Source organism: Burkholderia sp. BCC0419 (assembly GCF_902830285.1).
In the GTDB taxonomy this organism is placed as follows: domain Bacteria; phylum Pseudomonadota; class Gammaproteobacteria; order Burkholderiales; family Burkholderiaceae; genus Burkholderia.
Genome location: NZ_CADESR010000001.1, coordinates 2,958,467 through 2,981,669 on the forward strand (window position 1 = coordinate 2,958,467; position 23,203 = coordinate 2,981,669).

Consider the following 23,203-nt stretch of genomic DNA (forward strand, 5'->3'; position numbering starts at 1 on the left):
GCGCGCTTATTGAATCGCGTCGGGCTTCACGACGATCCAGTTCTTGTCCGCCGTCACCGGCAGGCCGAGCGACTTCTGCTTCGCGGCCGATTCGTCCGACCACGCGCGGATCTGCGCCATCTGCTTGTCCTTCTTGTTGACCCACACGCGCACGCCGCCGCGCGCGACGTCGGTCGCGTTCAGCAGCATGTAGCCGTCGGACGTCGGCGTGTCGCCCGCGACGAGCACCGGCTTCTTCCACTGGTCGATCCAGCCGACGATCGAACCGAGCTTGCCTTCGTACCACGTCATCGGGTTCATCAGGAACGGCGTGATCACGAGGTTGCGGTTCGCGGCCTCGTCGTACTTGCCGGCCTTGATCTGCAGCCGCGACGTCGTCAGCGCGCCGGTCGCCGGGTTGCGCAGCAGCGTCGTCACGCCGATCACGTTCTGCGGCTTCACGTTGTAGCCGTACTTCGGGTCGGACAGCACGAGCCGCGCGAGCTCCTCGTGCGCGGCCGTCATCACGTAGACGTCGATGCCGTTCTCGCGCAGTGCGTTGTACAGCTCCTGCATCCCGCGGAAGAAGCGCGGCGGGTTCACCGTGCCGTCGACGACCTTGTCGCCCTGCCAGTAGCGGATCGGGATCGGCTTGCCGTCGGCGAGCATCGCGTCGACGTGGCGCTTCAGGTCGGCGAGCGACTGCCCGGCGAATGCCTGCGCGATCCACGGATAGCAGACCAGATCGTCGATCTCGCACAGCCGGTAGTAGTAGCTCGTCAGCGATTCCTTGTAGTCGGCGGAATCCTTGAACGGGATCAGCTTCAGCGACGGGTCGAGCGAATCGCGCGTCAGCACGCCGCGGTTCTCGAGATACGGCAGCAGCGATTCCTCGAGGTCGTAGCGGTAGGTCGTGTTGTCGGCGTCGAACACCGCGTAGTCGCCGCGGTTCGCGTGCGCGGCGATCATCGCGTTCAGCGCCTTCGCGCTGTCGGCCGGCCAGTGCGACAGATCCGCCGCATGGGCGAACGTCATGCACAGCGACGCGGCGAACGCGCTCAGAAGACGGCGGGACAGCTTGGGCATGGCGTCGCTCCCTTTTCTTGACATTTTCGTGACGGATCGGTGACAAGGGGCAGCATCGCGCGAATAAATTGCGCATATGCGGTGCGGAAGCGACGGGAAGTTGTCGGCGCGCGCCAGGGAGGATCGAGGAAAGCGAAGGGGGAACGGGAGGATGCAGCGCCGGCCCGCGGGCGCGGGGCCGGTGCCAACCGCCCAGCAGGCCGGCTGGGCGGTGTGATGCGAGACGGTATGGTGATACGGCGTCGCGCGATTCGATCAGCGATGCGCGTTGATCGTGTCGCGCGTCTTCTGCGCGGCGAGCGCCGCGGCTTCGGCGAAATCCTCGCCGTTGCTCGCGTACAGGATCGCGCGCGACGAGTTGATCATCATCCCGGTGCCGTCGGCCGTGCGGCCTGCGTTGACGGTCGCCTGCACGTCGCCGCCCTGCGCGCCGATGCCGGGGATCAGGAGCGGCATGTCGCCGACGATCCCGCGCACGATCTCGATTTCCTTCGGGAACGTCGCGCCGACCACGAGGCCGAGCTGGCCGTTCTTCGCGTTCCACTTGTTCGCCGCGAGGTCGGCGACGACCTGGTACAGCGGCCGGCCGTTCGTATCGAGGAACTGCAGGTCCGAGCCGCCTGGGTTCGACGTGCGGCACAGCACGATCACACCCTTGCCTTCATGCTCGAAGTACGGCTCGACCGAGTCGTAGCCCATGTACGGGTTCACCGTGACGGCGTCCGCGCGATAGCGCTCGAACGCTTCGCGCGCGTACTGCTCGGCGGTGCTGCCGATGTCGCCGCGCTTCGCGTCGAGGATCACGGGCAGGCCCGGATGCTGGAGATGGATGTGCGCGATCAGCCGCTCGAGCTGGTCTTCCGCGCGATGCGCGGCGAAGTACGCGATCTGCGGCTTGAACGCGCTCGCGTACTCCGCGGTCGCGTCGACGATCTGCCGGCAGAATTCGAAGATCGCGTCGGGCTGGCCGTCGAACTGCACGGGAAAGCGCGACGGCTCGGGATCGAGGCCGACGCACAGCAGCGAATTCGTGCGCTGCCACGCGGCGCGCAGCGATTCAATGAAAGTAAGCGGGGAAGACATGGCGGGTACTCGCGGCAAACCGTTGGTAGACCGCGTATTTTACCCGCGTCGCGGGCGGCCCTCGCGTGCCGCGGCATTGCCGCGCGCATCGGCGCGCTCGACGGTGAACGCGAAACGCCGCGTGAGCCGCTCGCCGGGCGCGAGCAGCGTCATCCCGTGCGCGGTCGCGCCGCCCGGCAGGTTCACCGCATTGATCGGATGATCGACCGGCTCGAAGCAGAAGAAATCCTCGCCCGGCGGCGTATAGAGCACGTACGCGTCGGCGTCGGCCGCGACGGTCAGCGACAGCCGGCGGCGCGGCCAGCTCACCGTCGCGTGGCCGCCCCAGCCGGTGAACGCGTGATTGACGAGCGTGGCCGGCAGCGGATATGAGACGCCGAACTGCCAGGCCGGCGGCACGCTGACGTGCCGCACCGGCAGGAAATCGGCGCCCGACAGCCACAGCCCGCCCGCCGCCGCGGCCAGCTCGGTCACCGCATCGCGCACGAGGAACGGATGCACGCCGAGCCCGAACGGCAGCCGCGCGCGCCCCGCGTTCTCGATCGCCAGCGCGATCGACAGCGTCGCGTCGTCGAGTTCGAACGACTGGATCGCGCGGAACGCGTACGGCGCGCCGGCGGCCCGGTCGAGCGACAGTTGCAGCGACGTGTCGGTCGCATCGTCCACCTGCCACGGCGCGAGCCAGCCGTCGCCGTGGATCGGCAGCGGCTCGTCGCGGCGGTTACGCGGCACCGCGACCTTGTGCCCATCGCATTCGAAGCGCCCGTCGCCGATCCGGTTCGAGTACGGCAGCAGCGGATAGCACGCGAGCTCGTTCGGGTCCGTCGCCGTCTCCGGGTGCTCGCAACGGCGGAACACCGGCATCAGCGCGCCGTTGTCGCCGCGCCAGTCGAAGCGCGCGATACCGCCGCCGAGGTGCGGCAGCACGTCGAGCCGCAGCGACGCGTTCGACAGCGTGACGGCCGCCGCATGCGCGGCGCCGACACCCTGCGCGAACGCGGCCGTCTGCGGGCCGGGGCTGACCGGCTGGGCGGCGGCGGCCAGGCGCGCGCGGCGCGACTGGCTGGTGGACGACGATGCGCGCGAGGACGTGGCGGTCATGGTGAGCTCCTTTCCTTCGTCGAAGAAACGATGCAGGTCGTGCGAACGGTCAGGCCCAGCCGCCGTCGACGATCACGTCCTGCGCGGTGATCATCCGGCTGTCGTCGGCCGCGAGAAACAGCGCCATCCGGGCAAGATCGGCCGGCAGCAGTTCGGCATCGAGGCACTGGCCGGCCTTGATCGCCGCGCGGCCCGCGTCGTCGAGCCACAGCCGGCGCTGCTTGTCGGTCAGCACCCAGCCGGGCACCAGCGAATTCACGCGGATGCCGAACGGGCCGAGATCGCGCGCGAGGCCGCGCGTCAGGCCCTGCACGGCCGCCTTCGCCATCACGTAGACGGGATAGCCGCCGTTCTTCAGCATCCAGCTGATCGAGCCGAGATTGATGATCGCGCCGCCGCCCTGCCGCTTCATGTCGTCGATCACCGCCTGCGCGGCGAAGAACTGGTGACGCAGGTTCACCGCGATGCCCGCGTCGAACGACGCGGGCGTCACGTCGCCGATCGCATGGCGCGTGTCGTTCGCCGCATTGTTCACGAGCACCGCGATCGCGCCGATGCGCGCGCGGATCGCGTCGATCGCCCGGCGCAGCGCGTCGATGTCGGTCAGGTCGCACGACAGGAACAGCGGCGCATGGCGCACGTGCGCGAGGCGTTCGGCCAGCGCGGCGCCGGCCGCCGCGTCGAGGTCGACGAACGCGACGCGCGCGCCCTGTTCGGCGAAGTGCTCGACGAACGATGCGCCGATGCCGGTCGCGCCGCCCGTGATCAGCACCGCGCGATCCTCGAGGCTCGGGTAGCGCGCGAAGCGCGCGGCGTGCGCGGCGTGCGGATCGGGCGCGGAAGTGTCGATGGTCATGCGGATCGTCTCCGTGGAAACTGGTCGGTCAGTCGCGTACGCCGCGGTTCTTCAGCTGGTCGAGCAGCACGGCCGCGAGCAGGATCGCGCCGCGCACGAGGTACTGGTAGAACGCGTCGATGTTCAGCAGGTTCATCACGTTCTCGACGGTGCCCATGATCAGCACGCCGATCACGACGCCCGAGATCGTCGCGCGCCCGCCCATCAGCGACACGCCGCCGAGCACGCACGCGGAGATCACGTTCAGCTCGAAACCCTGCGCGGCATTCGGCTGGCCCGACGTGATGCGCGACGCGAGGATCACGCCCGCAAGCGCCGTCACCGCGCCCTGGATCAGGAAGATGTACACGCGCGTGCGTTCGACGTTGATCCCCGCGAGCCGCGACGCTTCCGGATTGCCGCCGATCGCGAGCGTGTTGCGGCCGTAGACGGTCTGGTTCAGCAGCACGCCGAACCCGATGAAGCACAGCAGCGTGACCCAGATCGGCAGCGACACGCCGAACATCGACATCCCGCCGAGCGCGATGAAGGTATCCGACGACACGCCGACCGCCTGCCCCTTCGACACGATGAAGCCGAGCCCGCGCACGATCTCCATCGTCGCGAGCGTCGTGATCAGCGCGTTGATGCGCAGGTACGCGATCACCGCGCCGTTCACGAAGCCGATCGCGGCGCCGGCCGCGACCGCCGCGACGATCGCGACGAACGTGTTGTCGGTCGCGTTCAGCACCATCGCGCACAGCACGCCGGAGAACGCGACGGTCGAGCCGATCGACAGGTCGAAGTCGCGCGACGCGAGGCAGAACATCATCGTGCACGCGACCATGCCGATCTGCGAGATCGACAGCGCGAGGCCGAGCATGTTGTCGATCGAGAAGAAGTGATCGACGGTCAGCGACATCGTGATGAACATCACCGCGAAGATCGCGATCAGGCTGTATTCGGTCAGATGCTGCCACCACTTCTGGCGGTCGCTCTGCTGGGGAACCAGCGCGTCGGCCGATGGCTTCACGGCGGCGCTGGCAAGGTTTTCGTTGACTTGCATGGCGTGTCTCCTGCTCCTGCATCGCGCGGCCCGCGCCGCGCGTGTTCGATTCGAATGTCCCGGGCTTGTCCGGACGTAGCCGGCCGCGTCAGGCCGCCTCGACCGCGCTCGTCTGCGGCAGCGCGAGGTTCAGCACCGCGTGCTCGTTCGCCTCGGCGCGCGGCAGCTCGCCGGCGATCCGGCCTTCGCGCATCACGACGATGCGGTCGGACACGCCGAGCACTTCCGGCAGTTCCGACGACACCATCACGATCGCGCAGCCGCGCTCCGCGAGCCGGTAGATCACGTCGTAGATCTCGTGCTTCGCGCCGACGTCGATGCCGCGCGTCGGCTCGTCGAGGATCACGACCTTCAGGTCGGGCTCCGCGAGCCAGCGCGACAGGATCGCCTTCTGCTGGTTGCCGCCCGACAGGAAGCGGATCTTCTGGCGCCGGTTCGGCGTCTTGATCTTCAGCCGCTGGATGAAGCGGTCGGCCGTTTCGCTTTCGGCCTTGCCGTTGATGAACAGCCCCGCGCGCAGCGAATGGCGACGGCAGCTGATGTTGATGTTCTCGGCGACCGACGCGATCGCGATGATCCCTTCTTCCTTGCGGTCCTCGGGGCACAGCACGATGCCGTGACGGATCGCGTCGCCGGTGCGCTTCACGTCGATGCGCTTGCCGTCGAGCGTCAGCACGCCCGCGCGCCGGCGGTCCGCGCCGTACACGAGCCGCATCAGCTCGCTGCGGCCCGCGCCGACGAGCCCGAAGAAGCCGACGATCTCGCCCGCGCGCACCGAGAAGCTCGCGGGTTCGCGCAATGCCGGGCCGTCGACGCCTTCGGCGGAAAACCGCACGTCGCCGAGCGCGCGCGGCGCGTAATGGTAGATGTCCGCAATCTCGCGCCCGACCATCTCGGCGACGAGCCGCTCGCGCGGCACGTCGGCCAGCGCTTCGTGCGACGCGATCTTGCGCCCGTCGCGGAAAATCGTGCACGCATCGCACAGCCGGTAGATCTCGTCCATCCGGTGCGAGATGTAGATCAGCGCACGGCCCTGCGCACGCAGGTCGTCGACCAGCTTGAACAGCACTTCGGTCTCGCGATGCGACAGCGAGCTCGTCGGTTCGTCGAGCGCGATCACGCGCGCGTTGCGCATCAGCGCCTTGCAGATCTCGACCATCTGCCGCTGCGCGATCGACAGCCGCCCGAGCCGCGCGTCCGGATCGAGATCGACACCCATCTCGGCGAGCCGCTCGCGCACGTAACGCTTCGCCTCGCGCTTCCTCACCCAGCCGAACGCGTTCGGCAGGCGGCCGAGCAGCAGGTTTTCCGCGACCGTCAGGTCGGGCACGTACTGCAATTCCTGGTGAATCACCGCGATGCCGGCCGCGATCGACGCGGCCGCACTCGCGAACTGCACGGGCTGGCCGTCGACCAGCACGCTGCCCGCATCGGGCTGGTATTCGCCGCCGAGAATCTTCAACAGCGTCGACTTGCCCGCGCCGTTCTCGCCCATCAGGCCATGCACCTCGCCCGCATGCACGTCGAACGAAATGCCGTCGAGTGCGCGCACGCCGGGAAATACCTTGCCGATATTGTCAAAACGCAGTGCCGCTGACACGTCGTCTCCCCACTTCCAGATCGATCGACCGCCGGCCGCCGCGTCGCCGCGGCAGCCGGCGGGCCGCTTACTTCGACGCGAGCCCCATCTCCTCGCGCACCTTCGACACGTTGTCGCGCGTCGCGAGCATGCCCGTCGTCAGCGTCAGCGGCGGCGGCGCCTTGCCCTGCGTGATCCACGTGTACATCAGGTCCGAGGTTTCCTCGCCGTGGCGCTTCGGGCTGATGATCACGGTGCCGTAGAAGCCCGTCGGCTGCGGCTTCTTGAATTCATTCAGCGCCGAATCGGAGCCGCCGATGCCGATGCCGATCATGTTGTCGGCCTTGAAGCCGCGCCCTTCGGACGCGCGCACCGCGCCGAGCACGGCCTCGTCGTTCAGGCCGTACGCGACCCAGTGCTTGAACTGCGGGTTCTTCGTGAGCGCGATGTTCGCCGCGTTGAACGCGTTTTCCGTATCGGTCTTCGCCTGCGGCGCCGCGATCACGTTCGCCTTCGGGAAGCCGGCGGCGACCAGCGCGTCGGTCGCGCCGCTCGTGCGGTCGTGCGCGGTCGGCAGCTGCTCGTAGGTGATGTCGATCGCGCCGACGTCCTTCATGTCCCAGCCGCGCTTCTTGATCTCGGCCGCGATGCCGTCGCCGACCTGCTTGCCGATGTTGTACGCGGAGATCCCCATGTGCGGCACCGCGTCGATCGGCTTGCCCGCGCCGTCGACGAGGCGGTCGTCGACCGTCATCATCTTCAGGTTGTGCGACTTCGCCTTCGCGACGATGCCCGGCCCGAGTTTCACGTCGGGCGTGCAGATGATGAAGCCCTGCGCTTTCTGCGCGGACAGGTTGTCGATCGCGCTCATCACCTTCTCGCCGGACGGCGCGCCGATCTTCACGAGCGTGAAGCCCTTCTGCTTCGCGGCGATCTCGGCGAATTTCCATTCGTCCTGGAACCACGGCTCTTCAGGCTGCTTCACCAGGAAGCCGATCTTGACCGGGTCGGACGCGTGCGCAACCGGGCTGCCCATCACCACCGCCGCCGCAGCGGCCAGCGTTACGAACGTTCTGCGTTTCATCTCCAGTGTCTCCTTGTTTTCATCGAACAGGATGCAGCCGCTTGTTGGTTTCGACGCAGCGTGCGCGCGGCCGTCGCACGTGCGGTCTTTCGAATCGTTACGTCAATCGTGTCAGTCGTGATACAGCGCCGCGCGCCCGCCATCGACGGTGATGCACGCGGCATTGATGAACGGCGCCTCGTCGGACGCCAGGAACACGGCCGTCATCGCGACCTCCTCCGGGCGGCCGATCCGCTTCATCGGCTGCAGCGCGAGCGTCTCGGCGCGCGCGGCGGCCGGATCGGGCTGCGCGTCCCACCAGTCGCGCGTCAGCTGCGTCTCGATGTAGCCCGGCGCGATCGCGTTCACACGCACGTTGCGCGCCGCGTATTCGATGCCGAGCGCACGCGTGAGGCCGAGCACGCCGTGCTTCGCGACCGGGTACGGAAAGCAGCCCGGGATGATCCTGAATGCATGCGTCGACGCGATGTTCACGATGCTGCCCCGGCCGCGCTCGACCATGCCCTCCAGCGCCGCGCGGCAGCCGTGCCACACGCCGTCGAGATCGACCGCGAAGCAGCGCCGCCAGTCGTCGTCGGTCATCGTCAACGGATCGGCGAACACGTTGATGCCCGCGTTGTTCACGAGCACGTCGAGCGGGCCGAACGCCGCTTCGGTCTGCTCGATCGCATCACGCACCGCCTGCTGCCGCGCGACATCCGCGTGCAGCGGCAGCACGCGCGCGCCGTCGCATTCATGAGCAATCGCGGCGGCCGTGTGCTGCGCCTGCGGGAAGTCGAGATCGACGAGCGCGACGGCCGCGCCTTCGCGCACGAACGCGCGCGCGATCGCGGCGCCGATGCCGCGGCCCGCGCCCGTCACCATCGCGACCTTGCCCGCGAGGCGGCCCATCATGCGGCTCCGCCGCGCGCGACGCGCAAGCCGGCCTGGAACGCGCGCGCATTCGCCGCGGTCGTGTCGGCCGACTGGCCGGGGCGGTACAGCGCCGAGCCGAGCCCGAAGCCGTTCGCGCCGGCGTCGAGGAACGGCTGCATGTTGTCCGGCGCGATCCCGCCGACCGGAATCAGCGGCACCGCGCGGTCGATCACCGCGCGCCATGCCTTCACGACGATCACGCCGAGCTGCTCGGCCGGGAACATCTTCAGCACGTCGGCGCCGTTCGCCAGCGCCGCGAACGCTTCGGTCGGCGTCGCGACGCCCGGCGCGCTCGCCAGCCCGCGCTCGCGTGCGCGGCGGATCACGGCTGCGTCGCTGTGCGGCATCACGATCAGCGCGCCGCCCGCGTCCTGCACGCGGTCGACGTACTCGGCGCGCAGCACGGTGCCCGCGCCGACGATCGCGTCGTCAGGCAATGCGCGCCGCAGCGCCGCGATGCTGTCGAACGGATCCGGCGAGTTGAGCGGCACCTCGACGATCCGGAAACCGGCTTCGTAGAGCGCGCGGCCGTGATCGGCCGCTTCGGCGGGCGTGATGCCGCGCATGATCGCGATCAGCGGGCACGCATCGAACGCGCGCATCAATGCGGCGTGGGGCGTGTACGGCGCGGGCAAGGTCAGGTCGGACGGCATCGAAGATTCCTCTGCAAGCAGTTCAGTGGTCGGCGCAGACGGGCTCGCCGTCCGCGCGCACGAGCCCGGCGCGCGACGCGATCCGCCACAGGCCGAGTTCGGTCGCATGCGGGGCGACGCGCGCATGCACATGGCCGAATACCCGGAGCGCATCGACGTAGCGCGAACACAAGCCGTCGTCGCCGATCAGCAGCAGCGGCTGGTCCGCGAGCGCGATGCCGCGCTCCGCGAGCATCGCGTCGAGCGCATTGAGCTCATGGCCGATCAGCAAACCGGACAGGTAGTCGCCCTGCGCATCGGGTGCGAGCCGGTCGGTCAGCCCCAGCGTGCGCGTGCTGAAAATCGTCGCGAGCAGGCCCGTGCGCTGCGCGCCGCGTGCGACCGCCACGCCGCGCAAGAACGCGGCGCGATCGGGCGATTCGCCCGCGCGCATCGTGCGGCCGAGGATCGTGTGGTCGCGCAGCACCGCGAACAGCTCGCCGGTCATGAAGGTCTGGAAGCGTTCGATCAGCCCGTCCTTCACCCACGCCCATTTCGCATGCGTGCCCGGCAGGCCGATCAGTACCCCTGAACGATCGGCGCCAAGCGTGGGATCGCTCGCGAGCGCGCCGACGATCTGCGTTTCTTCGCCGCGCATCACGTCGGGCAACTCGCCCGTCGCGATCACGCCCGGCACGATCGAGACCGTCGCGCCGCGCGATGTCGTCACGGTGATGAGGCCCGCGACGAGCGCGTCGGCGCCGGCCGGCACCGCGACGTACGGCGCCTCGCGCCAGCCCTGCGCGCTGCCGACCATCCCGGCGGCGAGCACCGGCAGGCCGGGCGTACGGTCGAGCCAGTCGCCGCACGCTTCCTCGAACACCGCGTCGAACGCACGCGCGCCGCCGCCCGGCACGTGCATCACGCCGGCCGCCCGGCTGCGCGTGTCGATCGGCACGCCGTGCGCGTCGTACAGATACGCGCGCAGCGACGTGGTGCCCCAGTCGAGTGCGATCAGCGACGGGGAGGCGGAACTGGCATCCGGAACAAGCCGGGTCGAAGTCGTCATCGTTTGATCCTGCGGGTACCCTGCGGCGGGCTCCAGCCCAGTTCCGCGGAAATGGCTCGCGCTTCGCGCTGCACGAGCGGAATCAGTTCGTCCATGCGGTCGTGCGGCATGTACGGAATCGTGCTCGCAACCGACACCGCCGCGACGATCGCGCCCGACGCGTCGCGGATCGGTGCGGCCACGCAGCGGATCGACGCCTCGTTTTCCTCGAGATCGAACGTATAGCCGCCGGCCGCGTAATGGGCCATGCGCTGCAGGAACGCGCTCGTCTCGGGCCGGTTGTCGGGCTTGAAATTGACGCCGGCCAGCGCGCGCCGCGCGGCTTCGAACAGCGAGCGCCACAGGTCGGGATCGAGGTCGAGCATCATCGCCTTGCCGATGCCGGTCGACGCGAGCGGCATCCGGTGGCCGACGCGCGAGCGCATCTCGAGGCCGCGCGTGCCGGGAATCTTGTCGATGTACAGCACGTCGTCGCCGTCGCGCACGCCGAGATGGATCGTGTCGAGCGTCGCTTCCGCGAGCGCCTCGAGATGCGGACGCGCCACCGCGGTGAGCGGCATCTGCTCGAGCGCGATCGTGCCGAGCTCGATCAGCTTCGGGCCGAGCAGGTAGCCGCCCTGCACCTGGCGCAGATAGCGCGCCTGCACGAGGCTGCTGACGAGCCGGTGCGTCGTGCTGCGCGTCGTGCCGAGCGCGGCGCCGATCGCACGCATGTCGCGCGCGCCGTTCGCGATCGCCTCGAGGATCGCGAGGCCGCGCAGCAGCGTCTGCGTGCCGGCCTGCTGCGCGGCGAGGTCGAGCGGCGTGCTGGTCGCGCCGATGCTGTCGGTCAGCGACGCATTGACCGGCATCGCGCGCCGGGCGTCGAGGGCAAGGGAGTCTGGCATCTTGGTCATGGGGCGGGGCTTCTTCAACGGAATCGGTGAAGCCGTTCGCGCGGCGCCGGAACTGCGTCCGATGCGGCGGCGTAGCGGCGATCGATGCACCGAGTAAAGCGCCCGGCGAACTTCATGGAAGGTGTCTCCGTGTGCGACGGGCGCCGCGCGATGCGTGGGTCCGAAGCTGTCGATGTGCTTCGGATTGTAGGAGCGCACGCACTCGTCTCCAATATTTGAATGCGTTGTCCAGATAATGAGAATTCAGGCGAAACCGGCTGCGGGCTCGACGCCCCGGTCGCGCGCCATGCGCACGGGGGCGGAACCCGCCGTGTCGCAGGTTCCGCCCCCGTTTGCTCACCGCGACCCGCGCTTACTGCTGGCTCGTGCTGCGCGCCTGCATGTAGCGCTGTACGTCGGCGAACGACACGCGGCCGTTGCCGCCCGCGTCGATCTGCCGGAAGTGGTTCGCGACATAGCCGAGGCCGGCCGCGCGCGCCTGCGACTCGGTGATCGAACCCGTGTTCTGCGTGTCGGCCGCGCTAAACTGCCGCGCGAGCTTGCGCACCACCTGCGCATGCAGCGCGGCGCCGGTGGTCTGCGTACCGGCGGTCGCGTGCCGCGCGGCCGGCGGCACGTACGGATCGCCGAGCTGTGCCTGGCGCGCACGCGCCGGCGCGGCGGCGTCGCTCGCCTGCGCGAACGCGGAGAGGGATGCTGCGGCGCCGACGCATGCGAGCGCCGCGGCAACGACGATGAAACGATTCTTCATGTCAGGCTCCAGTCTGGAATGAGGTCGTCGACGGCCGGCGAGCGGCGCCGCCGGGGCGCCTGTCGCCGGCGTGGCGCAATCAGTGCGCGGCCGCGCTGTAGAAGGTCACGAGGTCGGCTTTCTCCTGCGGACGCGACGTATCGTCGAGATAGACCATGTGCCCGCCCTGATAGTCCTTGATCGTCAGGTTCGGTTGCGTGCCGAGCCGCGCGAGGTCGAGCTCGGTCTGGTAGAACGGCGTCGCGATGTCGTGATAACCGTTCAGCGACAGCACCTTCAGCGCTGGGTTCAGCGTCAGCGCCGCGGCCAGATCGGGGATCGTGTCGGGCATCGCGAGGCCGTCGTGCGTCCAGTCCCACGTGTTGATCGCATTGCTGCTCACCGAGTAGGCCGACTGCGCGGTGTACTTCAGCTCGTTCGGCAGGTAGCTGCCGATCGTGTCGGTGAACGGCTTCGTGATGAACGAGCTGGACGGATCGCCGTCGGCCGCGAGCGGGCTCGATAAGGGGACGTTCACGCGTGCGTCGTAGCGGCCGATCAGCGTGCCCGGCACCAGCGACAACTGGAAGCTGTTGTCGAAGAAGGTCGGGACCACGTTGAAGTCCGCCTTCCACAGCGCCTGCTTCACGCCGGTCGAATTCGCCATCGTCGTGACGAGATTCGGCGGCGGCGGCGTGTGGCTCGCGAGGTACGCGTTCACGGCAGGCGCGTAGCTGCCGGCCGTCAGCAGGCGCATCTGGTCCGCATACTGCGGCAGGTTCGACGGGTTCGGGTTGTCGAGCTGGTAAAACGCGCCGACCGTGCCGTACGACGGCACGAAGCCCGCGCAACTCACCGGGCTCGACCCGTTGTTCGAGTTGCCGACATAGTCGCTCGCCATGTCGCAGTTCGTGTTGTAGTTCAGGATCGACGACTGCAGCACGATGCCGTCGAGCTTCACGCCGGCCGTCTCGAGCAGGTTCGCGAGCACGTCGGTGCGCGGCGTGCCGTACGACTCGCCGAACAGGTATTTCGGCGAATCGTTGCGCTGGTTCACGCTCAGGTAGCGCGTCACGAAATCGCGGAACGCGCCGGCGTCCTGATCGACGCCCCAGAACGTCTGGTTCGTGTTCGGCGCGACCGCTTCCGAGAAGCCGGTGCCGATCGCATCGACGAACACGAGGTCGGTCGTGTCGAGCAGGGTTTCCTGGTTGTCGACGAACGGGAACGTCGACGTGTTCGCGTTCGGGTCGCCGGTCTGGATCCGGCGCGGGCCGAACGAGCCGAGGTGCAGCCACACCGAGGCCGAGCCGGGGCCGCCGTTGTACAGGAACGTGACGGGCCGCTTCGCCGCGGGCGCGTTGTCGGCCGTATAGGCGACGTAGAAGAACGATGCTTCGGGCGCGCCCGTCTGCGGATTGCGTGCGACGAGGTGGCCGGCGGTGGCCGTGTACCGGATCGTCTTGCCGTTCAGCGTGATCTGGTGGTGCGTGACGGCCGCCTTCTCGAGCGCGGCGGATGCGTCGAGCGACGCGGTGGCGCTCGACGAATAACTGTTCGGATCGTTGTACGCGCGGTCGACCTGACCGGCGGGATCGGCTGAATTGGCGGCGCTCCCGGCAGCGGACGACGTCACGTCGTCGTTGCAGGCCGTCAGAATCAGCGAAGAACACACCACTCCCAACAACAGCTTCGCTTTGCTCGCTGGCATCGTTGCGTTCCTTCTCTCGGATGTTTTTTGTGTCGAGCAGCCGGATAAGCCGCCCCCCGCCTCGATTGCGGCCGATAAGCCGAGGCGCTGGCCAATATACGCGAGCCCGTCAGCTTTGAAAAATTTTGAAATATTTGGCGCGCAGGCGGTGCAGCGCACACCTTTCAGGAATGCTTCGATTCGCGAAACGTTGCATTTCACGTCGCTTTCATCGACTTTCGCGTTTACCCGCGACGACTAAAAAAGCACCGATTTCGTGCGATGCCGGCCAATAAAACCGCGCGGTCGCCGGCATTGCTCAGTAAAGCGAAATAGATGGATTCGTCTAAATGATGTGGCCCGAAATGGCGGCGACACGCATGCGCTGCAGCGCAGCAATCGCGCATCAACGGCGGAACGGACAATGCAACGGCGCGGGCGCGCCGCTTACTCGGATTGCGGCAGCTCGGCCGCGCCCATCCGGCGCGCGATGACCGCCGCACGCTGCGCCTGGTAGGCCGAGCCGCGATGCGCATCGAACCAGCGCGGCTTCGGCAGCATCACCGCGAGACGCGCCGACTGCCACGCGCCGAGCCGGCTCGCGGGAATCTTGTAGTAATAGCGCGCAGCCGCTTCGGCGCCGTACACGCCGCGCCCCCATTCGACCGAATTCAGGTAGATCTCGAAGATGCGCTCCTTGTCGAGCACCGTTTCGAGCATCCACGTGATGATCAGCTCCTGCCCCTTGCGGATGTAGCTCTTCTCGCGCGACAGGAACAGGTTGCGGGCGAGCTGCTGCGTGATCGTCGAGCCGCCCGCGACGATCCTGCCGCGCGCCTTGTTCTTCTCCCACGCCTGCAGGATCGCGTCGACGTCGTAGCCGTTGTTGGTCGCGAAGGTCGAATCTTCGGAGGCGATCAGCGCACGCTTCAGGTTGCGCGAGATCTGGTCGTACGGCACCCACTGGTGCCGGATCTGCGCGGGCGGCGTGTCGTGCGACAGCCACCACGCGTCGGTACGCATGAACGCGGTCGAACCGGGATTGATGAACGACCATAGCGCGATCTGCGCGAGATAGAACAGTTGCGTCGCGAGCCATGCGCCCGCGAACACCGATCCCGCGTAGACGATCCAGCGAGCGACGCTCACCGTCCGCGTGCGCTGCGTGCCGCTCACCGCCACCACGTGCCGCGCTCCGTTCAGCTCGCCGCGAGCGCCTGGCGCAGCGCGGCCAGCACCGGTGCGCCGTCCGGCCGCACGCCGCGCCAGATGAAGAACGATTCGGCCGCCTGCTCGACCAGCATCCCGAGCCCGTCGGCCGTGCGCGCGCCGAGCGACGCCGCGTGCTGCATGAACACGGTCGGCTGCGCACCGTACATCATGTCGTACGCGAGCGTGCCCGCGCCGAACGCGGCCGCGTCGCATTCCGGCAGCGCGGCATCGAGGCTGCCGGCCGTCGCATTGATCACCACGTCGTACGGTTCGGCCCGCACGACGCCGGCGCCGCCGCCCGCGAGCGTGCAGCCTGCATCGTGCGCGGCCTGCATGAACTGGCTGACGAGCGCTTCGGCCTTGCTCGCGGTGCGGTTCACGATCGTGATCGACAGCGGCGCGCGGTCGAGCAGCGGCAGCACGACGCCGCGCGCGGCGCCGCCCGCGCCGAGCAGCAGGATGCGCGCCCCCGCGAGCGACACGCCGAGATTCGCTTCGATGTCGCGCACGAGGCCGACGCCGTCGGTGTTGTCGCCGTGGAGGCGGCCGTCGGCGTCGATGCGCAGCGTGTTCACCGCGCCTGCCGCCGCCGCGCGCGGCGACAGCGTGTCGGCAAGCGCATGCGCGTCGAGCTTGAACGGCACCGTCACGTTCGCGCCGCGACCGCCCTCGGCGACGAACGCGCGCACGGCGGCCTCGAAACCGTCGACCGGCGCGAGCCGGTGCGTGTACTCGATCGGCTCGCCGGTCTGCGCGGCGAATTGCGCGTGGATGAACGGCGACTTGCTGTGCGCCACCGGGTTGCCGAACACGACATAGCGGTCGGCGCCGCTCGTCGACGCAGTTGCGTTCATGATGTGCGCCCCTCTTCGCCGTCGTTGCCGCTCGCGGCTTCGCCGCCCTCTGCCGCCGCGTCGCCCGATTCGGCCAGCGCTTCGGCCTCGGCTTGCGCCGACGTGTCTTCCGCGTCGACCAGCGTGTCGTCGCCGCCTTCGGCGTCATCCTCTTCGTCGGCCGCGTCGCCGCTCGTCACGGTCGGCGCGTCGAGCACGTTCAGCAGACGCACCGATGCCTCGATCGTCAGCTCGTCGAGCGACATCACGTCGAGCAGCACGCGCGTGCCGCGCGCATGCACGCCGAGCCCCGGCACGTGCAGCAGCAGCGGGATTTCCTCGAGGCGCACGAGATCGCCCTTCACGACGCTCGCGACGACCTGCTTCTTCTGCTCCTGCGCAAGCCAGCGCAGGCACCAGAAGTACTCCATCCGGCGCTGGTAGTCGGCGTAGGCCGTGTAGGTATCGTCGAAGCCCTGCACGACCGCGTAGAGATCGGCGTCCTTCGGCTTGAACGGCGCGGCGAGCTTCGCGGTGACGCCGTGCTGCACGCACGCGAGCAGTTGCCACTGGTTCACGAGGTCGACGTAGCGACGCAGCGGCGACGTGCTCCACGCGTACTGCGCGACGCCGAGGCCTTCGTGCGGCGCGGCCGTCGTCTGCATCCGCGTGCGCTTCGGGCCCGGCGCGCCGAAGCCGCGCTGCGAGCGATAGATGCCCGGCACCGTGTGGTCGTGCAGGAACGCGCCCCAGGTCGAGTTCGCGAGGATCGCGAGCTCCGACACGATCAGGTCGAGCGGCGAGCCGCGGCGGCGCGGCGTGATCGACACGTGCTCGCCTTCGACGTAGAAGTTGTAGTCGGTGTTGCGCTGCACCTCGCGCTTCAGGCCGTAGCCCGCACGCGCGACCTGGCGCTTCTCGAACAGTGCCTGCGCGAGCGGCCACAGCACGGCGATGTCGTCCTTGTGCGGGTAGTCGCCGGTGCCGGCCGCGAGCGTCTCTTCGTTGACGAGCTCGTCGAGCGTGTTGTGGCGCAGGTTGTTCTTCACGAACACGAGCTCGGCGCGCGTCTCGTTCGCGACGATGTCCTGCGTCTCGCGGTTGACGATGATGTACAGCGACAGCGCCGGGCGGTAATCGCCCTCTTTCAGCGTGAACACGTCGACGACGTCGTCCGGCAGCATCGTGATCTTGTCGCCCGGCATGTAGACGGTCGACAGGCGCGTGCGCGCGATCGCGTCGACCGGATCGCCGCGCACGATGCCGAGCGCCGGCGCCGCGATGTGCACGCCGATCCGCACCCGGCCGTCGGACAGGTGCTCGACCGAAAATGCGTCGTCGATTTCGGTGGTCGTGATGTCGTCAATCGAGAACGCCTCGACGTTCGCGCGCGGCAGGTCGTCCGGCAGCGGGCCGACCGTGACGGGCGGAAAGCCCGTGCCGTGCGGAAAGAATTCCGCGAGGAAGCGCGCTTCGTGCAGCGCACGCGGCGACTCGATGCCGCCGCAGTCGAGCATCAGCCGCGCCGGCGACACGCCGCGCGCGCCGGCCGCCGCTTCCATCGCCTTGTATTCGATCGCGTTCTTGTCCGGCCGCGTCAGCAGCCCGAGCACCTTGCCCGCGAACGCTTCCGGCAGCTTGCCGGCCTTCAGTTCCTCTTCATACTGCACCTGCACGAGCGCCTGCTGGCGCTTGCGCTCGAGCGACGCGAGCGCCATCTTGAGCTGCTCTTCCGGCGCGCGCTGGTACTGGCCGCGCCCCTTGCGGCGGAAATAGACGGGCGAGCCGTGCAGCCGCAGCACGAGCGCCGCGCGCTCGACCGGGCCGTACGCCGCGCCGAAATATTCGGCGGCCAGCGCCGTATAGGCGAACTCGTCGGCCGGCGCGCATTCCCACAGGAAGTCCAGGTCGATCTGCTGCGCGGCCGTGTCGGCCTCCTGCATCAGTTCGCCCGCGGCCGGCTTGTCGAATTCGATCAGCACGTCTTTCGCGCGTACCTTCGCGCGCCGCCCGCCGGGCAACTCGACCTGAAATGCGTCGCCCTGGCGCGACAGCACGCTGCCCGCCTTGAAACTGCCCGATTCCTCGAAGAAAACGTTCACTCAGTACTCTCGTTCAGACTGCCGGACGCCGCGTCGGCGGCGCCGCATGATGATGGGAATTTGATCGGCACACGGCCGGTTTATGACGTCTTTCCGTCGCAAAACGCGAGAACGTCGTCGACATAGTCGGCAAATTCGCTGATTCCGTGATCGCTGCCGTCGATCACGCGGGTTTTCGCACCCGGGTAATGGGCGAGCATCTCGCGATAATCGAGCACTTCGTCGCCGGTCGCCGCGAACAGATAGTAGCGGTCGGCGCGCGTGATCGCCGGCACACGCAGCGCGTCGAGTTCGTGCAGGTGACGGCGCTCGACGAGGATCGTGCCGCCGCCGTGCCACAGCGGCTGTTCGCCCAGATGCTGCTCGAGATCGCGCTGCGGCACGATCGCCGGATTCAGCAGCACGGCTTTCCAGCCATGCTTTTCGGCCAGCCACGTCGCGTAATAACCGCCGAGCGAGCTGCCGATCACGGTCACGTCGCGTGCGCCCGCGACCTCGGCTTCCGCGACCGCGATCGCCTCGAGCGGCGACACCGACAGCGACGGGCACCGCCACTCGCCGGTGCGGCCGAGTTCGGCCATGCGTGCGGCGAGCAGCCGCGACTTCTGCGATTCCGGCGACGACCGGAAGCCGTGCAGATACAGGATCACGTGCGGCTCCCGAGCGCGTCGAGCAGCTTCTGGTGCACGCCGCCGAAGCCGCCGTTGCTCATCACGAGCACGTGGTCGCCCGGACGCGCGGCCTCGACCACCGCCTTCACCAGCAGATGCAGGTCGTCGAATGCGCGGGCATGGTCGCCGAGCGGCGCGAGCGCTTCGGCGAGATTCCAGCCGAGCGCATCGCGCCCGGTCGGCGCGCCGTAGCCGAACACGAGATCGGCATCGGCGAGGCTCGCCGGCAATTGCGACTTCATCACGCCGAGCTTCATCGTGTTCGAGCGCGGCTCGAGCACCGCGAGGATGCGGGCATTCTGGCGGCCGATGCGCGCACGAAGGCCGGCGATCGTGGTGTCGATCGCGGTCGGATGGTGCGCGAAATCGTCGTAGACGGTCACGCCGTCCACGCTACCGCGCACTTCCATGCGGCGCTTCACGTTGCGGAACGATGCGAGCGAAACGGCCGCCTGCGCGGGCGGCACGCCGACGTGGCGTGCGGCGGCGATCGCCGCGAGCGCGTTCATCCGGTTGTGGTCGCCCTGCACCTGCCACGCGACTTCACCGACGCGCTCGGCGTGCGAATACACCGCGAACCGCTCGTCGACCGGCACGCCGTCCTCCGCCGGCAGCGCCTGCCAGCCGCCGTCGACACCGAAGCGCTCGACCTCGCTCCAGCAGCCGCGCGCGAGCACGCGCTCGAGCGCGTCCGAGCGGCCGTTCGTGACGATGCGCCCGACGCCGGGCACGGTGCGCACGAGATGATGGAATTGCGTTTCGATCGCGGCGAGATCGGGGAAGATGTCGGCGTGATCGAATTCGAGGTTGTTCAGCACCGCGGTGCGCGGCCGGTAATGCACGAATTTCGAGCGCTTGTCGAAGAATGCCGTGTCGTACTCGTCGGCCTCGATCACGAAGAAGCTCGAATCGGTGAGCCGCGCGGACACGCCGAAGTTCAGCGGCACGCCGCCGATCAGGAAGCCCGGGTTCAGGCCGGCGTCTTCCAGCAGCCACGCGAGCATCGACGACGTGGTCGTCTTGCCGTGCGTGCCCGCGACCGCGAGCACCCATTTGCCGGCGAGCACGTGCTCGCCGAGCCACTGCGGGCCCGACACGTAAGGCAGGCCGCGATCGAGGATCGCCTCCATCAGCGGATTGCCGCGCGTGACGACGTTGCCGATCACGAACAGGTCCGGTTTCAGGTCGATCTGCTCGGCGCCGTAGCCTTCGATCAGCGTGATGCCCTGCGCCTCGAGCTGCGTGCTCATCGGCGGATAGACGCCCGCGTCGCAACCCGTCACCGTGTGGCCCGCCTCGCGCGCGAGTACGGCGAGACCGCCCATGAAGGTGCCGCAGATGCCAAGAATGTGGATGTGCATAGATGAATGCTTTCGCGCCGCCGGGCGCCGTCGATTCGGAAAGGATGCGTGTTGCGGCGCGCCGGCGAGGCCGTGCGGCCGGCGCCCGGCCAACGACCTGGCCGCGACACAAAGAGCAGTATTGTAACTGACGGCCTGCGATGCCCGGCGGCCCGAACGATGCGCGCGAACGGTGCCGGCACCCTCGGGCGGCAGGCCGCCGCACCCGTGCTCGGGCGCCGCGACGATCGAGTATGATTGCCGGATCATGTCTCGCAAACCTCTTGTCGACCCGCGGCGCGTCCGCGAGGAAATCGCCCAGTCCGCCGCCCGTCTGATCGCGGAGGACGGCCAGGACTATGCCGGCGCGAAGCGCAAGGCCGCGCGCCAGTTGCTGGGCGATTTGCGCGTGGCCGGCGAATGGCTGCCGGATAACGACCAGATCGAGGAAGAACTGCGCGAGTACCTCGCGCTGTTCCAGAGCGACACGCAGCCGGACGAACTGCGCCGCCTGCGCGAGATCGCGCTCGACTGGATGCGCCGGCTCGCCGAGTTCCATCCTTATGTGACGGGCGCCGTGCTGAACGGCACCGCGAACGCGCATTCGGATATCCATTTGCAGGCATTCACCGACAACCCGAAGGACGTCGCGATCTACCTGCTGAACCAGAACGTCCAGTACGACGTGTCGGAGACGCGGCATTTCGCGGGCCGCGGCGACGTCGAGACGCTCAGTTTCCTGTGGCGCCCGCGGCGCGACGTGGACGCGATCGGCATCCATCTCGCGCTCTATGCGAGCGACGACCTGCGCGGCGCGGTCAAGGCCGACGCGCGCGGCCGCGTCGCCCGCGCGGACGCCGCCGCGCTGCGCGCGCTCGTCGAGGCGAGCCAGGCCCCTTCCAAACCGGATTGACGTCCTCCTCCGCCTAAAGGCAGAGGATTCCCACACCTGGCGATGCACGTCCGCATCGGAGAATGTTCAGCGCAGCGTTGGTATCTCGATCATGCTCGACACCACAGTCACTGCAGACCCACTCCCTTATTCTCAGTCCCGCGATACCTTTCGGCCGCGTCGTGCTGTCTTTCGACCCGCACGCCGAGCAGAACTGGGTAGAACCGCTTTCGTCGACTTCCTCGAACAGGGCCCCGTGCGCGATCGCTTTGTAGCGGAGCTTGTTTCGGAAGGACGACCAGGATGCGTCGTAGATGCTCTTCGCCATCCTGGTTCTGGCGAGTTTGACGGCAGATACGTTGCCAACCGCGATGTAATCGAAACGCCGCACCAGATCGAGCGCGAGCTTATGCTGGAAATCGGCACGGGCATTTGCCATCTTGGCGTGCAACTTCGCGATATGCCGCTTGTGCTTGTGCGCACGCTGCGCCTTCGCCAGCTTTTCCGCCGCTCGTCGACCGAACGGGTCATTGGGCAGCTTCTCGCCGGTCGAAAGTGTGGCGAAGGTGATCCTAACCCGTGGAAGAAGCTGCCTGTCAACCCCACTCCTTTCCTTCCCACCATCAATGGCGGGGTTTCTCGGAGCAAATTCTGATGATGAAACGCATGTTGGCGCTCGCGGTGGTCGCGGCCGCCGCCGTCGCCGGCGGGCTCGCCGCCGGCCATTGGTTCCGTGGCACGACCGACGATGGCGTCGCCGTCGCCGCGCCGGCCGCCCACGGCAACCCGGTCGACCAGCTGTGGGCGTCGTCGCTGACTGGCGTCGACGGCAAGCCGGCCACGCTGGCTGCCTTCAAGGGCCAGAAAGTCGTCGTCAATTTCTGGGCGTCGTGGTGCGGCCCGTGCGTCGAGGAGATGCCCGAGCTGGTCGCACTGTCGCACCAGTACAAGCAGAAAGGCATCCGTTTCGTCGGGATCGGGGTCGATTCCGAGCAGAACGTGAAGAACTTCCTGCAGAAGGTGAAGGTCGACTATCCGGTTTTCGTCAGCGGCTATGCGGGCGCCGATCTGGCCCGAAATTTCGGAAATACCGCCGGCGCGCTGCCGTTTACCGTCGTCATCGACGAAACCGGCAAGATCCGCGAGACAAAATTGGGACAAATCCAACCGGCCGAGCTGAAAAAGACGCTCGACGCGCTGTAATCGGCCCGAACGGCGGCCTGCGCGTTGGCGGCGATTTGCAGGTCGATCGCCGCAATTTCGCGTGAATTCGCCGATACTTTGCTCCCGCACCGGTAATTCTTGCAGGGCCGGCGCGCCTGGCCGTTCGGCAAAACTAGACAAATTTCTCTAAATAGCGCTAAAGTTCGCGCAATTCCGCAGAAATAGAAGCGACCATGACACGATTGCTGGTGCTGCACGGCCCCAACCTGAACCTTCTCGGCACCCGGGAACCGGAGGTGTACGGTCGCGTCACGCTCGCGCAGATCGATCAGGCGCTTGCCGCGCGCGCCCGGGAAGCCGGCGCCGAACTGTCGTCGTTCCAGAGCAACCATGAAGGCGCGCTGGTCGACCGCATCCAGGCCGCGCGGGACGAACAGACCGATTTCATCCTGATCAATCCGGCCGCCTATACGCATACGAGCGTTGCGATCCGGGACGCGATCGCCGGCGTTGGCATCCCGTTCGTCGAGGTTCATTTGTCGAACGTGCATCGCCGCGAAGCGTTCAGGCACCACTCCTACTTTTCCGACCAGGCCGAAGGCGTGATCTGCGGGCTCGGCTGGAAAGGTTATCTGTACGCGCTCGAGTACGCGCTGGACAAGCTGCAAGGCGCGTCGCGCGGCTGATTTCGCGATCTAGATTCAGCGCCGGCCCCTAACCGGCGCTTTCACGTATTGAAAGGGGAATTCCCGATGGATCTTCGTAAGCTGAAAACTCTGATCGACCTCGTTTCCGAATCCGGCATCTCCGAGCTGGAAGTGACGGAAGGCGAAGGCAAGGTGCGCATCGTCAAGAACGCGCCGCCGGTCTACGTGCAGCCGACGGCTGGGTATGCCCCGCAAGTCAGCGCGCCGGCTCCGTCGGCCGCGTTGCCGACCGAAGGCGCCGCGCCGGCAGCCGCACCGGCCGTCCCGCAGGGCCACGTCGTGACGTCGCCGATGGTCGGCACGTTCTATCGCGCGCCGTCGCCGGGCGCCGACCCGTTCGTGCAGGCCGGCGACACGGTCAAGGAAGGCCAGACGATCTGCATCATCGAAGCGATGAAGCTGCTCAACGAGATCGAGTCGGACAAGGCCGGCGTGATCAAGGAAATCCTCGTCGAGAACGGCCAGGCCGTCGAATACGGCCAGCCGCTTTTCGTGATCGGCTAAGCCCGCCGCGCGGCCCTGCCGGCCGCGCGCCGC

General features: G+C 68.0%; 22 protein-coding genes and 1 pseudogene. 4 read left to right on the plus strand and 19 right to left on the minus strand.

Translation table 11 applies throughout. The features are described from left to right. Window positions 1-6: 6 nt before the first annotated feature. The 18 genes from HWW87_RS13315 to mpl form a co-directional block, all read right to left on the minus strand. A complete protein-coding gene (locus HWW87_RS13315) occupies window positions 7-1,065 on the minus strand; it encodes a haloacid dehalogenase-like hydrolase (RefSeq protein WP_174429943.1) in 1,059 nt (352 codons plus the stop codon). A gap of 255 nt (window positions 1,066-1,320) precedes the next feature. Beyond that, entirely contained in the window at window positions 1,321-2,148 is an 828-nt protein-coding gene (pyrF, locus tag HWW87_RS13320) for an orotidine-5'-phosphate decarboxylase (protein WP_175820589.1), read from the minus strand. A gap of 39 nt (window positions 2,149-2,187) precedes the next feature. Next, window positions 2,188-3,249, minus strand: coding sequence for an aldose 1-epimerase (locus HWW87_RS13325; protein WP_175820590.1), 1,062 nt, complete (start codon window positions 3,247-3,249; stop codon window positions 2,188-2,190). A gap of 49 nt (window positions 3,250-3,298) precedes the next feature. Beyond that, window positions 3,299-4,105 carry an SDR family oxidoreductase gene (locus HWW87_RS13330; RefSeq protein ID WP_174429946.1) on the minus strand — a complete coding sequence of 269 codons (807 nt, stop codon included), beginning with the start codon at window positions 4,103-4,105 and terminating at the stop codon, window positions 3,299-3,301. A 28-nt stretch (window positions 4,106-4,133) separates the two neighbouring features. Next, window positions 4,134-5,150: an L-arabinose ABC transporter permease AraH gene (gene araH, locus HWW87_RS13335; protein ID WP_006491027.1), complete on the minus strand. Its 1,017-nt coding sequence runs from the start codon at window positions 5,148-5,150 to the stop codon at window positions 4,134-4,136. Window positions 5,151-5,238: 88 nt separating this feature from the next. Continuing rightward, window positions 5,239-6,750: an L-arabinose ABC transporter ATP-binding protein AraG gene (araG, locus tag HWW87_RS13340; protein ID WP_174386116.1), complete on the minus strand. Its 1,512-nt coding sequence runs from the start codon at window positions 6,748-6,750 to the stop codon at window positions 5,239-5,241. Window positions 6,751-6,817: 67 nt separating this feature from the next. Continuing rightward, on the minus strand, window positions 6,818-7,813 hold the full coding sequence (locus tag HWW87_RS13345; RefSeq protein WP_175820591.1) for an arabinose ABC transporter substrate-binding protein: 996 nt from the start codon (window positions 7,811-7,813) through the stop codon (window positions 6,818-6,820). A gap of 111 nt (window positions 7,814-7,924) precedes the next feature. Beyond that, on the minus strand, window positions 7,925-8,704 hold the full coding sequence (locus HWW87_RS13350) for an SDR family oxidoreductase (protein ID WP_175820726.1): 780 nt from the start codon (window positions 8,702-8,704) through the stop codon (window positions 7,925-7,927). After that, window positions 8,704-9,381: a 2-dehydro-3-deoxy-6-phosphogalactonate aldolase gene (locus HWW87_RS13355; RefSeq protein WP_175820592.1), complete on the minus strand. Its 678-nt coding sequence runs from the start codon at window positions 9,379-9,381 to the stop codon at window positions 8,704-8,706. Before HWW87_RS13355 ends, HWW87_RS13350 begins: the two co-directional genes overlap by 1 nt. Before the next feature lie 22 nt (window positions 9,382-9,403). Next, window positions 9,404-10,429, minus strand: a complete 1,026-nt coding sequence (locus tag HWW87_RS13360; protein ID WP_175820593.1) for a 2-dehydro-3-deoxygalactonokinase — start codon at window positions 10,427-10,429, stop codon at window positions 9,404-9,406. Next, window positions 10,426-11,325, minus strand: a complete 900-nt coding sequence (locus HWW87_RS13365) for an IclR family transcriptional regulator (protein WP_034206368.1) — start codon at window positions 11,323-11,325, stop codon at window positions 10,426-10,428. Before HWW87_RS13365 ends, HWW87_RS13360 begins: the two co-directional genes overlap by 4 nt. 352 nt (window positions 11,326-11,677) lie before the next feature. Then, entirely contained in the window at window positions 11,678-12,076 is a 399-nt protein-coding gene (locus HWW87_RS13370; protein WP_175820594.1) for an EF-hand domain-containing protein, read from the minus strand. 79 nt (window positions 12,077-12,155) lie between these two features. Beyond that, window positions 12,156-13,766 (minus strand): peptidase S10, encoded by a 1,611-nt coding sequence (locus HWW87_RS13375; RefSeq protein ID WP_175820595.1) that lies wholly within the window; start codon window positions 13,764-13,766, stop codon window positions 12,156-12,158. A 426-nt stretch (window positions 13,767-14,192) separates the two neighbouring features. Further along, window positions 14,193-14,930 carry a monofunctional biosynthetic peptidoglycan transglycosylase gene (mtgA, locus tag HWW87_RS13380; RefSeq protein ID WP_175820596.1) on the minus strand — a complete coding sequence of 246 codons (738 nt, stop codon included), beginning with the start codon at window positions 14,928-14,930 and terminating at the stop codon, window positions 14,193-14,195. 14 nt (window positions 14,931-14,944) lie between these two features. Then, window positions 14,945-15,811: a shikimate dehydrogenase gene (gene aroE, locus HWW87_RS13385; RefSeq protein WP_175820597.1), complete on the minus strand. Its 867-nt coding sequence runs from the start codon at window positions 15,809-15,811 to the stop codon at window positions 14,945-14,947. Then, window positions 15,808-17,892 (minus strand): RNB domain-containing ribonuclease, encoded by a 2,085-nt coding sequence (locus tag HWW87_RS13390; protein WP_175820598.1) that lies wholly within the window; start codon window positions 17,890-17,892, stop codon window positions 15,808-15,810. Before HWW87_RS13390 ends, aroE begins: the two co-directional genes overlap by 4 nt. A gap of 80 nt (window positions 17,893-17,972) precedes the next feature. Then, window positions 17,973-18,542, minus strand: coding sequence for a YqiA/YcfP family alpha/beta fold hydrolase (locus HWW87_RS13395; protein ID WP_175820599.1), 570 nt, complete (start codon window positions 18,540-18,542; stop codon window positions 17,973-17,975). Next, window positions 18,539-19,924 (minus strand): UDP-N-acetylmuramate:L-alanyl-gamma-D-glutamyl-meso-diaminopimelate ligase, encoded by a 1,386-nt coding sequence (mpl, locus tag HWW87_RS13400; RefSeq protein ID WP_175820600.1) that lies wholly within the window; start codon window positions 19,922-19,924, stop codon window positions 18,539-18,541. Before mpl ends, HWW87_RS13395 begins: the two co-directional genes overlap by 4 nt. 247 nt (window positions 19,925-20,171) lie before the next feature. Here mpl and HWW87_RS13405 point away from each other — a divergent pair, with 247 nt between their 5' ends. Then, window positions 20,172-20,816, plus strand: a complete 645-nt coding sequence (locus HWW87_RS13405; protein ID WP_175820601.1) for a UDP-N-acetylmuramate--alanine ligase — start codon at window positions 20,172-20,174, stop codon at window positions 20,814-20,816. A gap of 13 nt (window positions 20,817-20,829) precedes the next feature. Here HWW87_RS13405 and HWW87_RS13410 read toward each other — a convergent pair. Next, window positions 20,830-21,360 (minus strand): annotated as a pseudogene (locus HWW87_RS13410) (RNA-guided endonuclease TnpB family protein); the annotation flags it as partial. An 86-nt stretch (window positions 21,361-21,446) separates the two neighbouring features. Between HWW87_RS13410 and HWW87_RS13415 the strand changes: the two are divergent. From HWW87_RS13415 to accB, 3 genes are all read left to right on the plus strand, one after another. Continuing rightward, window positions 21,447-21,998, plus strand: coding sequence for a TlpA disulfide reductase family protein (locus tag HWW87_RS13415; protein ID WP_175820727.1), 552 nt, complete (start codon window positions 21,447-21,449; stop codon window positions 21,996-21,998). 194 nt (window positions 21,999-22,192) lie between these two features. Next, window positions 22,193-22,645: a type II 3-dehydroquinate dehydratase gene (gene aroQ / locus HWW87_RS13420; protein ID WP_175820602.1), complete on the plus strand. Its 453-nt coding sequence runs from the start codon at window positions 22,193-22,195 to the stop codon at window positions 22,643-22,645. Between the two features lie 66 nt (window positions 22,646-22,711). Beyond that, the gene (gene accB, locus HWW87_RS13425; protein ID WP_175820603.1) at window positions 22,712-23,170 is read left to right on the plus strand and encodes an acetyl-CoA carboxylase biotin carboxyl carrier protein; all 459 of its coding nucleotides are present in this window, start codon (window positions 22,712-22,714) and stop codon (window positions 23,168-23,170) included. Window positions 23,171-23,203: the final 33 nt, after the last annotated feature.

Coding starts and splice junctions, on each gene's coding strand:
- HWW87_RS13375 (WP_175820595.1), bottom strand. CDS start 13,766: ATGCCAGCGAGCAAAGCGAAGCTGTTGTTGGGAGTGGTGTGTTCTTCG.
- araH (WP_006491027.1), bottom strand. CDS start 5,150: ATGCAAGTCAACGAAAACCTTGCCAGCGCCGCCGTGAAGCCATCGGCC.
- mpl (WP_175820600.1), bottom strand. CDS start 19,924: ATGCACATCCACATTCTTGGCATCTGCGGCACCTTCATGGGCGGTCTC.
- pyrF (WP_175820589.1), bottom strand. CDS start 2,148: ATGTCTTCCCCGCTTACTTTCATTGAATCGCTGCGCGCCGCGTGGCAG.
- HWW87_RS13370 (WP_175820594.1), bottom strand. CDS start 12,076: ATGAAGAATCGTTTCATCGTCGTTGCCGCGGCGCTCGCATGCGTCGGC.
- HWW87_RS13325 (WP_175820590.1), bottom strand. CDS start 3,249: ATGACCGCCACGTCCTCGCGCGCATCGTCGTCCACCAGCCAGTCGCGC.
- HWW87_RS13315 (WP_174429943.1), bottom strand. CDS start 1,065: ATGCCCAAGCTGTCCCGCCGTCTTCTGAGCGCGTTCGCCGCGTCGCTG.
- aroE (WP_175820597.1), bottom strand. CDS start 15,811: ATGAACGCAACTGCGTCGACGAGCGGCGCCGACCGCTATGTCGTGTTC.
- HWW87_RS13365 (WP_034206368.1), bottom strand. CDS start 11,325: ATGACCAAGATGCCAGACTCCCTTGCCCTCGACGCCCGGCGCGCGATG.
- accB (WP_175820603.1), top strand. CDS start 22,712: ATGGATCTTCGTAAGCTGAAAACTCTGATCGACCTCGTTTCCGAATCC.
- HWW87_RS13405 (WP_175820601.1), top strand. CDS start 20,172: ATGTCTCGCAAACCTCTTGTCGACCCGCGGCGCGTCCGCGAGGAAATC.
- HWW87_RS13330 (WP_174429946.1), bottom strand. CDS start 4,105: ATGACCATCGACACTTCCGCGCCCGATCCGCACGCCGCGCACGCCGCG.
- aroQ (WP_175820602.1), top strand. CDS start 22,193: ATGACACGATTGCTGGTGCTGCACGGCCCCAACCTGAACCTTCTCGGC.
- HWW87_RS13355 (WP_175820592.1), bottom strand. CDS start 9,381: ATGCCGTCCGACCTGACCTTGCCCGCGCCGTACACGCCCCACGCCGCA.
- HWW87_RS13345 (WP_175820591.1), bottom strand. CDS start 7,813: ATGAAACGCAGAACGTTCGTAACGCTGGCCGCTGCGGCGGCGGTGGTG.
- HWW87_RS13360 (WP_175820593.1), bottom strand. CDS start 10,429: ATGACGACTTCGACCCGGCTTGTTCCGGATGCCAGTTCCGCCTCCCCG.
- HWW87_RS13350 (WP_175820726.1), bottom strand. CDS start 8,704: ATGGGCCGCCTCGCGGGCAAGGTCGCGATGGTGACGGGCGCGGGCCGC.